We start from the raw sequence: 13,240 nt of genomic DNA on the forward strand, positions 1-13,240 counted from the left end.
CCGTTGCCGCCTCTGCTTCATCAGGATGCGCCACAATGTGCTCAGGCCATCAGGCGCGTCAGTCGTTCACGCAATTCTCCCTCCAGCGGTACCGCCTTCTGGGTTCTCAGGTCGATGCAAACGAAGGTCAGCGCGGCATCAGCGACCACCGTCTCTTCTCCCGCCAGCAACACCCGCTGCGCAATAATTCCGCTTTTACCGTTCAACTGGGTAATCTGGCTGTCGATTGCCAGTACGTCGCCCAGCACGGCCGGGCGACGATAGTTGATATTGATATTCACCACCACAAATGCCAGTTTCTGTTCCAGCAGCCAGTGAAATGCCTCAACTTCTTCCAGCCATTGCCAGCGCGCCTCCTCGAGGAATTCGAGATAGCGCGCGTTGTTAACGTGCTGATAGACATCAAGATGGTAGCCGCGCACTTTAATTGTGGTCTGCATGTTTATGCTCTCCTGCTGCTGCGAGTGAACTGGTTGGACCTGTTCACTTTAGCAGAGTCGTTCTGCTACAGCAGACAAAGCATCAGAGATGCGTGGCGCCTCACAATTTCAGGCGGGCCGCATTACGCTCCAGCAGCGAATTGCCAATACCCGGCACCTCATTTAACTGCTGGATGGCGCTGAACGGTCCGTACTGCTCACGATAGCTGACGATTGATTGCGCCTTCTTCAGCCCGACACCTTGCATGGCGGCAGAGAGCTGCTCGGCTGTGGCCTGATTGATACTGACCTGCTCCTGCGGCGTGACGACCGCCGATGGTGTGGACGGCAAAATACTTTTCGCAGCTGCGCTGCTGTCCGAAGCAGGCGCAGGTGCGGCAGACAGTGAGGTCTGATAGAACGCGCCGCCCAGCGCGAGTGAAAAATAGAGGGCACATAAAGTCGATTTAGCCATGCTGTGTTTCTCCTTGTGGTTAACAGCAGCCACAGGATGGCATCCCCGCCGGATGGCTTCAAAAGCCAGATTGCAGATATGGAAAAGGCCGCGAATGCGGCCTTTGATTATTTCATTTGTTACGCCGGTTCTGCGAGGCTTACTGCATTTGTGCGGCTGCGCCGTACTTAATTTTTGCCTCTTTGCGCAGATTTTGCAGCAGGGCTTCAAACGCCAGCTGGGCATTATTCTGCGTCACGCCTTTGACCATTTCATCGATCTGCGCCTGTGGCATGCTGCCGGTAGTGACTTTATCCACCGCCACCAGCACCACATTACCCTGCATATCTTCGCTCACGCCCCACGACGGTTTATTCTCCGCCGGCTGTGGCAGATTGAAAGCCGCCTGTGCAACCGGGTCCTGGGCATTACGATCGACCGTTTTACTGGCGCTCAGGGTCAGACCTGCGGCGGTTAACGCATCCTGTTTACCGGCTTTAAGGTCGGCCAGCAGCTTGTCAGCCTGCGATTTCGCCTGTTGGGTAGCTTTATCGTGTTTCAGGGTGTCAGCAATCTGAGTTTTAACCTGATCCAGCGGCTTCACTGCTTCCGGCTTATGCTCGCTGACGCGCAGCACAAAGGCCCGGTCACCGTCGACGCTGATGATGTCAGAGTTATTGCCCGGTGCACCATTCTGCCCGACCAGTCCACCGTTAAAGATCGCCTGTTTCACCGCGTCAAAGTCGAGTTCCTTCGGCAGCGCATCCTGGCTGAACCAGCCGGTTTCTTTGGCTTTCAGGCCGGAAGCCTGCTCGGCACCCGCCAGCGATTCGTTATCGTTGCTGGCCGCTTCGCTGACTTTCTGCTGCAGTTTATAGAAGGCATCGACGCCCTTCTCCTGCTTCACTTTCGCCGCAATGGCATCACGAACTTCATCCAGCGGCTTAACCTGCTCTGGCTGGATATCGTCGAGACGCACAATCAGGAAACCGACCGAGGATTTAATCACCCCGGACATCTGGCCTTTTTCGGTCAGACCGGCATTTTTCAGCTCATCTGGCGTGGTCGCAGGTTCCAGCCAGCCCATATCCCCGCCCTTACGCGCAGAGATCGGGTCGATGGATTTGCTTTTTGCCAGTTCGGTGAAGCTGGCACCGCCTTTCAGCTGGGTCAGCAACGCATTAGCGTCCGCTTCCGTTTTGGTCTGAATAACACTGTAGCGATTACGCTGCGGCTGGGTGTAATCAGCTTTATGCTGGTCGTACCAGGCCTGAATATCGGCCTCGCTGGCATCCTGTTGCATGCTGGCTGCATCCATCAGGATGTAGCTGACACGGAACTGCTCCGGCGCCATGAAGCTGGTTTTATGCTGCTGGTAATACTGATTTATCTCGTCATCAGACACGGTCTGCTTAGCCGCCAGAGCATTGACGTCGAGGGTCGCCTGACGAATAACACGCTGTTGTGAAACCAGCTCCACCAGTTTGCTGGTTTCGCCCTTAAGCATGAAGTCGGTGTTTGCCACCGCATTGATCAGTTGCTGATTAGAGAGCTGCTTACGCAGCGCTTCAGCATACTGGTCGGCAGAAAAGCCCATGTTGCCGATCAGACCAAGATATTTGGCATTATCAAATTTGCCGTTGGTCTGGAAAGCCTGCTGATTAAAAATCGCCTGCTTAACCTGATCGTCACTGATGCTGAGATGTAAGTCTTTGATGTAGCTGTCGAGCAGGGCCTGATCGATTAACTGCGACAGCGCCTGCTGGCGGATCTGCTGCATGTAGCCATCGTTACTGGCCAGCTGAGAAAATTGATCGCCCAGCATCTGCTGCTGACGGCTGCGCTCGCTGTTGAACGCCTGTTCCAGCTGTGCCCGGCTGATTTCCTGACCGTTAACTTTGGCCGCATAATCGTTGTTGCCGCCAATCAGATAGTTGCCAACGCCGGTCAGCACAAAGGAGAGGATAATCAACCCCAAAATAATCTTGAGCACGACATGGTTCGACGCCGCGCGTAAATTGTCCATCATGGTATGACAACACTCCGCTGTAGTGTGAATGTAAAGCTCGGGCGCAATACGCCGTATCCTGACGCATCACGCAGCTGCAGACTTCGCTGTCAGCCTCAAGCCGGCTCCGGTCCATATTATGGCCTGATTATCGCCGGTTAAAACAAAAAAGGCACATCTGATTGATGTGCCCGTATGTTACATGAGAACGCGTTAACCGTCCTCTGATCCACTGAAGAAAATACGTCAATGAACGTTTTCGTTGTTATTAATTGACTGCGTCTTTCAATGCTTTACCAGCACGGAAGCCCGGTACTTTACCGGCCGGAATTGTAATCTCTTTGCCGGTTTGTGGGTTGCGGCCAGTGCGTGCAGCACGCTCGCGCACGGAGAAAGTGCCGAAACCGACCAGCGCCACTTCGTCGCCGCCTTTCAGCGCGTCAGAAACAGAACCCATGAATGCATCTAAAACACGTCCCGCTGCTGCTTTAGAAATATCAGCATCCGCAGCAATTTTGTCGATCAACTGTGACTTATTCACTCTCTTCATCCCCTCTTTTATTATTTCACATCGTACCCGCGCTTCCCGCCGGATACGCACGCGCAGCAAGTTATATCAAGCCTGTGGAGCCGAAACAACGGAATTTCTCTGAGAACACCGCGTCGGCAGCCACCTAAATTAGCGGCACAAAAAAAAGCTGGCAAGCGCCAATTGCCTTGCCAGCTTCGCTTTTTAACGGTTTATGCCGTTAATCACTATTTTGCGGTCGCAACCTGCATACCGTACGGCGCATTTTCCAGTGCCAGATTCAGCACTTCTTCGATGCGTTTGACCGGATGGATGTCGAGATCGGCAATCACGTTCTGTGGAATCTCTTCCAGATCGCGTTTGTTGTCGTCCGGGATCAGCACCGTTTTAATGCCACCGCGGTGGGCTGCCAGCAGCTTCTCTTTCAGTCCGCCAATCGGCAGTACCTGTCCGCGCAGGGTGATTTCACCGGTCATGGCGACATCAGCACGGACCGGGTTACCGGTCAGGCAGGAGACCAGCGCCGTACACATCGCAATACCGGCGCTTGGACCATCTTTCGGCGTTGCCCCTTCCGGAACGTGAACGTGGATATCACGTTTCTCGTAGAAGTCGCCGTTGATGCCCAGCTTCTCGGCACGCGCACGCACCACGGTTAAGGCGGCCTGAATTGACTCCTGCATCACCTCACCCAGTGAACCGGTATAGGTCAGCTTGCCTTTACCCGGTACGCAGGCGGTTTCAATCGTCAGCAGATCGCCACCCACTTCGGTCCACGCCAGACCGGTTACCTGGCCCACGCGGTTTTCACTGTCAGCACGACCGTAGTCGAAGCGTTGCACCCCGAGGAAATCCTTCAGGTTTTCACCATTGATAGTGATGTGCTTTTTCGTCTTGTCCATCAGCAGCGACTTGACCGCTTTACGGCACAATTTCGACAGCTCACGCTCAAGGCTACGCACCCCGGCTTCACGCGTGTAGTAACGGATAATGCCGACAATCGCACTGTCTTCGACCGTGATCTCATTGGCTTTCAGCGCGTTACGCTCAATCTGTTTCGGCAACAGATGCTGTTTGGCGATGTTCAGTTTTTCATCCTCGGTGTAACCCGACAGACGAATCACTTCCATACGGTCCAGCAGCGGTGCCGGAATGTTCATGGAGTTCGAGGTCGCCACGAACATCACATCTGACAGGTCATAATCGACTTCCAGATAGTGATCGTTGAACGCAATGTTTTGTTCTGGATCAAGCACTTCCAGCAATGCTGAAGCCGGATCGCCGCGCATGTCGGACGACATTTTGTCAATCTCATCCAGCAGGAACAGCGGGTTTTTAACCCCGACTTTAGCCATTTTCTGGATCAGCTTGCCCGGCATCGAACCGATATAGGTACGACGGTGACCACGGATCTCGGCTTCGTCACGTACGCCGCCCAGCGCCATACGTACATATTTACGTCCGGTCGCTTTCGCGATCGACTGACCGAGGGAGGTTTTACCTACCCCTGGCGGTCCGACCAGGCAGAGGATCGGGCCTTTGATTTTGCTGACGCGACTCTGCACCGCAAGATACTCAAGGATACGATCCTTCACGCGCTCAAGGCCGTAATGGTCGATATCCAGCGTCTCCTGGGCTTTACGCAGATCTTTTTTGACTTTGCTGCGCGCGTTCCATGGAACCTGCACCATCCAGTCGATGTAGCCACGTACCACGGTCGCTTCCGCTGACATCGGAGACATCATTTTCAGCTTCTGCAGCTCAGCTTCGGCTTTTTCACGCGCCTCTTCCGGCATTTTGGCCGCGTCGATTTTGCGTTTTAACGCTTCGTACTCGTCAGGCGCATCGTCCATCTCGCCCAGCTCTTTCTGAATCGCCTTCATCTGCTCATTCAGATAGTACTCACGCTGGCTCTTCTCCATCTGCTTTTTAACGCGGTTGCGAATACGCTTCTCAACCTGCAGCAGATCGATTTCAGACTCCATCATCGCCATCAGATATTCCAGACGTTCGTTAACGTCGGACATCTCCAGCACAGACTGTTTGTCTGCCAGTTTCAACGGCATATGTGCAGCGACGGTGTCAGCCAGACGGGCCGCATCGTCAATGTTGTTCAGCGAGGTTAAAACCTCAGGCGGGATCTTTTTATTAAGTTTGATGTAGCCTTCAAACTGATTGATTGCGGTGCGCACCAGCACTTCCTGCTCGCGCTCTTCAATCTCTGGCGACACCAGATATTCAGCCTCGGCCACAAAATGATCACCGTTATCCGCCAGCGTGGTGATGTGGGCGCGCTGCAAACCTTCGACCAGCACTTTAACCGTACCGTCCGGCAGTTTCAGCATTTGCAATACAGATGCAACGGTCCCTACCGAGAAGAGATCGTTAATGCCAGGTTCATCCGTTGAAGCCTCTTTCTGTGCGACCAGCATGATCTTCTTATCATGATCCATTGCGGCTTCGAGGCACCGAATTGATTTTTCCCGGCCAACAAACAACGGAATTACCATGTGCGGATAAACCACCACGTCGCGCAGCGGCAACACGGGGATTTCAATGCGTTCAGAACGCTCAGGATTCATAGAGCTCTCTCTTAGTTTAATGTCCGCCAGGTGATGGGAACCGCATCAGGCAGGTATGCAGTTAAACCCACAGGTATCTGAGTATATGGGGATGATCGTCCGACATTCAACGTCACAGAGGCGAGAAAAGCAAAAGGGGAAACATTTTCCCCTTTTTTAAGATGACAACCTGGATGATCTGTTTATTTATTCGCCAGAAGCCTGCGCTTCGTGCTTACCGTAAATCAGCATCGGCTCAGACTGGCCTTCAATAACTGATTCATCAATCACCACTTTTTCGACATCGTCCATCGACGGCAGGTCGTACATCGTTTCCAGCAACGCCCCTTCGACGATTGAACGTAAACCACGTGCGCCGGTTTTGCGTGACATCGCTTTTTTCGCGATAGCGGTTAACGCCTCGTCACGGAATTCCAGCTCAACGCCTTCCAGGTTAAACAGCGCCTGGTACTGCTTGGTCAGGGCGTTTTTCGGTTCACGCAGAATCTGTATCAGCGCTTCTTCACTCAGTTCGCTCAGGGTAGCGACTACCGGCAGACGACCAATGAATTCGGGGATCAGACCAAATTTGATCAAATCTTCCGGTTCACACTGTGAAAGCAGTTCGCCTTCGGTGGCTTTCTGCGATTTGCCTTTTACGGTGGCGCCGAAACCGATACCCGATCCGGTCTCCACACGCTGGGCAATCACTTTATCCAGTCCGGCAAATGCGCCGCCGCAGATAAACAGAATCTTAGAGGTATCAACCTGCAAGAATTCCTGCTGCGGATGCTTACGTCCACCCTGCGGTGGAACGGCAGCCACGGTGCCTTCAATCAGCTTCAGTAATGCCTGCTGCACGCCTTCGCCTGAAACGTCACGGGTAATCGACGGGTTATCAGACTTACGTGAGATTTTGTCGATTTCATCAATATAAACGATGCCGCGCTGCGCTTTCTGCACGTCGTAGTCGCACTTCTGCAGCAGTTTCTGAATGATGTTTTCCACATCTTCACCCACGTAACCCGCTTCGGTCAGCGTGGTGGCGTCAGCCATGGTGAACGGCACATCCAGCAAGCGTGCCAGTGTTTCTGCCAGCAGCGTTTTACCGCTACCGGTCGGGCCAATCAGCAGAATGTTACTTTTGCCCAGTTCGATGCCATTGCTGGTATCGCCGTTACGCAGGCGTTTGTAGTGGTTATACACCGCCACAGCCAGCACTTTCTTCGCCTTTTCCTGGCCGATTACATAATCATCGAGGTGATGGCGAATTTCATGCGGTGTAGGCAGCGCGCTACGTTCGCGATGCGGGGCAACTTCTTTAATCTCTTCGCGAATGATGTCGTTACACAGATCAACACACTCATCGCAGATATACACTGACGGCCCGGCAATCAGCTTTCGCACTTCATGCTGGCTTTTGCCGCAAAAAGAGCAGTACAGCAACTTTCCTGAACCGTCTTTGCGCTTATCTGTCATCAGTTAACCTCTTCTTGTTCTCAGGCCATACCGGCGTACGGCGCTGGCCGTGCGGAGACGGCCGAAATTCATTCAACCCAAACTGGTACCCTTATCCCGTTAACTATAGCGTAAGGACAAGGGTAAGTCGGGTCTTATTCTCGATGCGTCAGAATTGAATCGACTAATCCATACTCTACCGCTTCACTCGCCGAGAGGAAACGGTCACGCTCGGTATCACGCTCAATTTCTTCCAGCGTTTTACCGGTATGCTCAGCCATCAGTTCGTTCATACGCTGCTTAACTTTCAGGATTTCACGCGCATGGATTTCAATGTCTGACGCCTGACCCTGGTAGCCACCCAGTGGCTGGTGGATCATCACGCGGGAATTTGGCAGGCAGAAACGCTTACCTTTGGTGCCCGCAGTCAGCAGGAAGGCACCCATAGAGCAGGCCTGTCCCATACAGATGGTGCTGACATCTGGTTTGATAAATTTCATGGTGTCGTAGATCGACATCCCGGCGGTAATCACCCCGCCTGGCGAGTTGATGTAGAGATAGATATCTTTTTCCGGGTTCTCTGCTTCCAGAAACAGCATCTGCGCCACGATCAGATTGGCCATGTGATCTTCAACCTGGCCGGTCAGAAAGATGACGCGCTCTTTGAGCAGACGGGAGTAAATGTCGTAAGAACGCTCACCGCGCGAAGTTTGTTCGACCACCATTGGCACCAGCGCATTGTGCGGTGCAGTATATTCACGATCGCCACTGTATGACATTACCGTCTCCTGGATAAATTTCATTGGCAACATTCTGTACCGATTCTACGTAAGACGAGCGGAAAAAACCACGCTCAGCCTGTTTCCGACACCTCAGGACGGCTAATCAGTCAGCATAACTGTTTTCTTGCATACTCCCTGTATCTGGGGATGCTGCCCAGTTGTTTCAAGCATAACAACCTTTTCTTCAATCGCTAACCCGGAAAAAGCGATGCGTGAATAATTTGCCGAATAATTAGGCAAATAGCGTCAAAGAGTGTGCGCTCAAACGCGAAACACAAAAAAGCCCGCGACTTTTCAGTCACGGGCTTAGCACAGACGGTTAAATCGGTGATCAGGCCTGTGCGGTCTGATTCATCAGATCCTGGAAGTTGGTCTCTTTCTCGGTCACTTTGGCTTTCGCCAGAACCGCTTCAACCGCTTGCTCTTCCAGTGCGACGTTGCGCATGTTGTTCATCAGCTCGTTATTCTTGCTGTAGAACTCGATCACTTCCTGCGGATCTTCATACGCAGACGCCATCTCTTCAATCAGCGCGTTAACGCGGGCTTCGTCAGCTTTCAGCTCGTGGGTACGAATCACTTCGCCCAGCAGCAGGCCAACTACCACACGGCGTTTCGCCTGCTCTTCAAACAGTTCGCGTGGCAGTTCCAGCGCTTGCTGCTCGTTGCCACCGAAACGCTGTGCAGCCTGGCGACGCAGAACGTCGATTTCGCTGTCGATCAGAGCGGCGGGCACGTCGATGTCGTTCGCCGCGACCAGGCCATCAATCGCCTGCGTTTTCACGCGGTTACGGATTGCACCTTTCAGCTCACGATCCATGTTCTTACGCACTTCAGCACGCAGACCGGCAACGGAACCATCTTCAACGCCGAAACGCTTGATGAACTCTTCGGTCAGTTCTGGCAGTTCGCGCGTCTCAACTTTCTTCAGCACGATCTCGAACTTCGCGTCTTTGCCTTTCAGGTTTTCCGCGTGGTAGTCGTCCGGGAATTTCACGTCGATAGTGAAAGTCTCGCCCGCTTTGTGACCCACAACGCCTTCTTCAAAGCCTGGGATCATGCGGCCCTGGCCCATTGCCAGTACGAAATCAGAGGCTTTTCCGCCTTCGAATTCTTCACCGTCAACAGAACCGTTGAAATCGATAGTGGCACGATCTTCCGGACCGGCTGCTGCATCGCTTTCGATCCAGTTAGCCTGCTGCTTACGCAGGGTGTCCAGCATGGTGTCAACATCAGCATCAGTCACTTCAACCAGTGGTTTTTCGACTTCGATGTTTTCCAGGCCTTTCAGCTCAACTTCTGGATAAACTTCGAATTCAACCGAGTAGGTGAAATCCTGACCTTCTTTATATTCGCCCGGCACATAGTTTGGTGCGCCAGCCGGATTGATCTTCTCTTTGATGATGGCGTCAACGAAGTTACGCGTCATCAGATCGCCCAGCACGTCCTGACGGACAGAAGCGCCGTAACGCTGCGCAACGATGTTCATCGGCACTTTGCCTTTACGGAAACCATCGATACGGACTTTCCTGGCAACGTCAACCAGTTCTTTTTTTACAGCGCTTTCGATGCTGTCAGCAGCGACAGTAATCGTAATGCGACGGCCCAGGCCCTGAGTGGTTTCTACAGAAACTTGCATCTTGTTACCTCAAAAAATCACGTGCTCGGTCAACTTCAGACACCACACATAGTGAAATGCGCCGTATCCAACAACCGGGACGGCTTCCGTGAAGAGAACCTGATCCCTGTTACCAGAAGCGTCCCGAAGACATTCCGGAAAAATAGACGCAGCATTATAGCGACATCGCCGGAATGAGTCGAGGACGCTAACTCACCACTTTTCAGCAGCTTTGCTGCTTTTTTGAGCCGGAGATCGCGTTTCTGGCTAAATAAGCAAAAAAAAACGGCCCGCAGGCCGTTTTCGTGAGGGGTGATCAGGCGAGCGTTCCGGCACCGCGACAGTTCGGCGACGCCAGCACCGTATCCTGCAGTCCTTCCCACTCTTTCAGGGTATAGGTATGAAGTGCTAAGGCGTGCACGCTGCCGGCTAATTCGGCCGCGAGTTCACCGTAGATGGAGCGATGACGCGCCAGGAAACGTTGGCCCGCAAAGCAATCACTGACAATGACCACTTTGAAATGGCTCTCAGACCCGGCAGGAACATTGTGTCGATAACTTTCGTCATGCACTTCCAGATGAGCCGGCTCAAAAGCCAGGCGCAGCTTTTCTTCTATTTGTTCGCGAATCATGGGTATTACTCCTCAATGGCGAGCGCTGTGCCCCATCTCTTTCAATATTAGTCGCTTTTATCGCGCTTTCCCGTAGCCGGACGGTAAATATTCGATTTGCGGCCCGCGCTTCGTCGGCGCGCATGATAACGCAGAGGAAAGCATCAGCAAACCCGGCGCTGAACGATCCAATCTAAAATCCGCCTGATACGCATTTTCCACTTTGACGGGGCTTTTTTCACTGCCGGGCAATGCTATGATGGCGGCAGTTTTTGCAAACCAACCCCCGACACCAACGAGAAAAAGTATGTTGAAAAAACTGTTATTCCCGCTGCTGGCTGCGTTCATTTTGGCCGGCTGTGCAACCAGCAATAATACCCTCACTATCCAGCCAAAAATTCAGTTGCCGCAGCAGGATCCCGGCCTGATGGGCGTTACCGTCAGCATTAACGGTGCCGATCAGCGTAGCGATCAGGCGCTGGCGAAAGTGAACCGTGATGGTCAGTTAGTGACCCTGACGCCATCGCGCGATCTGCGTTTCCTGCTGCAGGAAGTGCTGGAGAAGCAAATGACCGCACGCGGTTATATGGTGGGTCCGAATGGCGCAGTTGATTTGCAGATTGTGGTGAACAATCTGTATGCCGACGTGACGCAGGGCAATGTGCGCTACAGCATCACCACCAAAGCGGATATCTCGATCATCGCCACCGCCAAAAACGGCAACAAGCAGGTTAAAAACTACCGCCAGACCTACAGCGTAGAAGGTGCGTTCAGCGCCAGTAACCAGAAGATTACTAACGCAGTGAACTCCACCATGAGCGATGTCATCGCTGATATGGCGCAGGACACCAGCGTCAATGACTTCATCAAGCAAAACGCCCGTTAATTCCGCTTCACGCCTGCCCGGCTCTGTGCCGGGCACATCGCTACATTCAGGGTCAGCATGAACCACTATCTTCGTCTCTTCAGTCAAAAAAACGCCGCCGTATTACTGTTACTCGGTTTTGCTTCCGGGCTGCCGCTCGCGCTGACTGCCGGGACGCTGCAGGCGTGGATGACGGTAGAAAATGTTGACCTGAAAACCATCGGCTTTTTTTCGCTGGTGGGTCAGGCTTACGTGTTTAAGTTTCTCTGGTCGCCCATGATGGACCGCTATACTCCGCCGTTTCTCGGACGGCGTCGCGGCTGGTTACTGCTCAGTCAGCTGGCGCTGATTGGCGGCATTGTGGCGATGGGTTTTCTGCAACCCAGCCGGGATCTGACCCTGATGGCCGCACTGGCGGTCGTGATCGCCTTCTGCTCTGCTTCGCAGGATATCGTTTTTGACGCCTGGAAAACTGACATCCTGCCGCCGGAAGAGCGCGGTAGCGGTGCGGCAATCACCGTGCTGGGCTACCGGCTGGCGATGTTGATTTCGGGCGGACTCGCGCTGTGGCTGGCCGATCGCTATCTGGGCTGGCAGGCGACCTACTGGCTGATGGCGCTGATGCTGGTGCCCGGCATTATCGCCACCCTGCTGGCCAGCGAACCGGACACTCACATCACCACGCCACATACGCTGCGTCAGGCGGTGGTCGATCCGTTAAAAGATTTTTTCCAGCGCAACAATGCTTGGCTGCTGATCACCCTGATCATCCTTTATAAGCTGGGCGATGCGTTTGCTGCCTCGCTGACGACCACCTTCCTGATTCGTGGCGTGGGCTTCAATGCCGGTGACGTCGGACTGGTCAACAAAACGCTTGGCCTGCTGGCGACGATTATCGGTGCGTTATATGGCGGGGTGCTGATGCAGCGCCTGAGCCTGTTCCGGGCGTTGATGATTTTTGGCCTGCTGCAGGCGATATCGAATTTTGGCTACTGGCTGCTGGCGGTAACCGACAAGCAGTTGTGGAGCATGGCGAGCGCGGTATTTGTTGAAAATCTGTGCGGCGGCATGGGGACAGCGGCATTTGTGGCGCTGCTCATGACGCTGTGTAACAAATCCTTTTCCGCCACCCAGTTTGCGCTGCTGTCGGCGCTCTCCGCCGTTGGCCGGGTCTATGTCGGTCCGGCAGCTGGCTGGCTGGTTGAGCTGTGGGGATGGCCGACGTTCTATGCCTTTACCGTAGTCGCCGGTCTGCCGGGCTTGCTGCTGCTGGCGTTCTGCCGCCAGACGCTGGATCAGGTACAGCAAAGCGGCACTTTCCTGGTCCGCAGCTGCTACCCGCAGGGTTATCGCTGGACCAATCGTCTGTTTGCTGCCGGATGCAGCCTGCTGGCACTGTGGTTGCTGGCGCTGGCGATCGACGCGCTCGGCGTGCTGACGCTGACGCTGTGGCTGCCGCGGCTGTTTGAAATCGGGATGGCGCTGACCTTGCTGGCGGTGCTGTCTGGTGTGGTGCTGGACTACCGGGCGCTGAAAAACAGCGGCGCATCGCCTGCCACCAGTCATTAGCAGAATCAATGTTTCACCGCTGATTGCTTATTGTTTTACCGAAGCGCGGCGGGCAGCTGGTTTTATCATCGCGTGTTATTTTTAAAAAAAACATTCTTGCGAAAATAGGATCCTCTGAAATACTAAAAACCGGTGAGCAATTAGTTTGGTTAAATTTCATCGATCAAATGATGCGAATTTGTTAAATAATCTGGAGATAAAAGTAAGGGTTATTCCTTTCCCTGATTTTTTAGCGGTTACTTCCATTGGTTTTTGTTATATTGGCCCCAACTGCTTGTCTGCGTTAATAATTTGTCACCTGAAGCAACATCTGTGACACCCTTAGCAAAAGGTGTCAACACGCCTCTGACACATCCTTAAGCTGGTTTAC

At 53.4% G+C, this 13,240-nt stretch carries 11 protein-coding genes; 2 read left to right on the plus strand and 9 right to left on the minus strand.

The window, feature by feature from the left end; all coding sequences use genetic code 11:
• Nucleotides 1-41: 41 nt before the first annotated feature.
• The 9 genes from ABIB18_RS16650 to bolA form a co-directional block, all read right to left on the minus strand.
• Complete coding sequence (locus ABIB18_RS16650; RefSeq protein ID WP_031374670.1) at nucleotides 42-440, minus strand: acyl-CoA thioesterase; 399 nt, start codon at nucleotides 438-440, stop codon at nucleotides 42-44.
• A gap of 100 nt (nucleotides 441-540) precedes the next feature.
• Nucleotides 541-894 (minus strand): helix-hairpin-helix domain-containing protein, encoded by a 354-nt coding sequence (locus ABIB18_RS16655; RefSeq protein WP_031374671.1) that lies wholly within the window; start codon nucleotides 892-894, stop codon nucleotides 541-543.
• 139 nt (nucleotides 895-1,033) lie between these two features.
• Nucleotides 1,034-2,902: a peptidylprolyl isomerase gene (gene ppiD / locus ABIB18_RS16660; RefSeq protein WP_031374672.1), complete on the minus strand. Its 1,869-nt coding sequence runs from the start codon at nucleotides 2,900-2,902 to the stop codon at nucleotides 1,034-1,036.
• 247 nt (nucleotides 2,903-3,149) lie between these two features.
• Entirely contained in the window at nucleotides 3,150-3,422 is a 273-nt protein-coding gene (hupB, locus tag ABIB18_RS16665) for a nucleoid-associated protein HU-beta (protein WP_014606441.1), read from the minus strand.
• Between the two features lie 215 nt (nucleotides 3,423-3,637).
• Entirely contained in the window at nucleotides 3,638-5,992 is a 2,355-nt protein-coding gene (gene lon / locus ABIB18_RS16670; RefSeq protein WP_031374673.1) for an endopeptidase La, read from the minus strand.
• A gap of 186 nt (nucleotides 5,993-6,178) precedes the next feature.
• Nucleotides 6,179-7,450: an ATP-dependent protease ATP-binding subunit ClpX gene (gene clpX / locus ABIB18_RS16675; RefSeq protein ID WP_031374674.1), complete on the minus strand. Its 1,272-nt coding sequence runs from the start codon at nucleotides 7,448-7,450 to the stop codon at nucleotides 6,179-6,181.
• 134 nt (nucleotides 7,451-7,584) lie between these two features.
• Nucleotides 7,585-8,208: an ATP-dependent Clp endopeptidase proteolytic subunit ClpP gene (gene clpP / locus ABIB18_RS16680; protein WP_031374675.1), complete on the minus strand. Its 624-nt coding sequence runs from the start codon at nucleotides 8,206-8,208 to the stop codon at nucleotides 7,585-7,587.
• Nucleotides 8,209-8,542: 334 nt separating this feature from the next.
• Complete coding sequence (gene tig, locus ABIB18_RS16685) at nucleotides 8,543-9,847, minus strand: trigger factor (RefSeq protein ID WP_046288484.1); 1,305 nt, start codon at nucleotides 9,845-9,847, stop codon at nucleotides 8,543-8,545.
• A gap of 295 nt (nucleotides 9,848-10,142) precedes the next feature.
• A complete protein-coding gene (gene bolA / locus ABIB18_RS16690) occupies nucleotides 10,143-10,457 on the minus strand; it encodes a transcriptional regulator BolA (protein ID WP_031374676.1) in 315 nt (104 codons plus the stop codon).
• Nucleotides 10,458-10,743: 286 nt separating this feature from the next.
• Between bolA and ABIB18_RS16695 the strand changes: the two genes are divergently transcribed.
• Entirely contained in the window at nucleotides 10,744-11,322 is a 579-nt protein-coding gene (locus ABIB18_RS16695) for a lipoprotein (protein ID WP_031374677.1), read from the plus strand.
• A gap of 57 nt (nucleotides 11,323-11,379) precedes the next feature.
• Nucleotides 11,380-12,870: a muropeptide MFS transporter AmpG gene (ampG, locus tag ABIB18_RS16700; protein WP_069727941.1), complete on the plus strand. Its 1,491-nt coding sequence runs from the start codon at nucleotides 11,380-11,382 to the stop codon at nucleotides 12,868-12,870.
• Nucleotides 12,871-13,240 lie beyond the last annotated feature (370 nt).

Source organism: Pantoea sp. UYEF8, from assembly GCF_040546285.1.
GTDB classification, from domain to species: Bacteria; Pseudomonadota; Gammaproteobacteria; order Enterobacterales; family Enterobacteriaceae; genus Pantoea; species Pantoea brenneri.

What these genes read in the sequence shown, in the direction of transcription:
- ABIB18_RS16655 (WP_031374671.1), bottom strand. Translation starts at nt 894, where the DNA reads ATGGCTAAATCGACTTTATGTGCCCTCTATTTTTCACTCGCGCTGGGC.
- ppiD (WP_031374672.1), bottom strand. Translation starts at nt 2,902, where the DNA reads ATGATGGACAATTTACGCGCGGCGTCGAACCATGTCGTGCTCAAGATT.
- ABIB18_RS16695 (WP_031374677.1), top strand. Translation starts at nt 10,744, where the DNA reads ATGTTGAAAAAACTGTTATTCCCGCTGCTGGCTGCGTTCATTTTGGCC.
- clpX (WP_031374674.1), bottom strand. Translation starts at nt 7,450, where the DNA reads ATGACAGATAAGCGCAAAGACGGTTCAGGAAAGTTGCTGTACTGCTCT.
- tig (WP_046288484.1), bottom strand. Translation starts at nt 9,847, where the DNA reads ATGCAAGTTTCTGTAGAAACCACTCAGGGCCTGGGCCGTCGCATTACG.
- lon (WP_031374673.1), bottom strand. Translation starts at nt 5,992, where the DNA reads ATGAATCCTGAGCGTTCTGAACGCATTGAAATCCCCGTGTTGCCGCTG.
- ABIB18_RS16650 (WP_031374670.1), bottom strand. Translation starts at nt 440, where the DNA reads ATGCAGACCACAATTAAAGTGCGCGGCTACCATCTTGATGTCTATCAG.
- clpP (WP_031374675.1), bottom strand. Translation starts at nt 8,208, where the DNA reads ATGTCATACAGTGGCGATCGTGAATATACTGCACCGCACAATGCGCTG.
- bolA (WP_031374676.1), bottom strand. Translation starts at nt 10,457, where the DNA reads ATGATTCGCGAACAAATAGAAGAAAAGCTGCGCCTGGCTTTTGAGCCG.
- ampG (WP_069727941.1), top strand. Translation starts at nt 11,380, where the DNA reads ATGAACCACTATCTTCGTCTCTTCAGTCAAAAAAACGCCGCCGTATTA.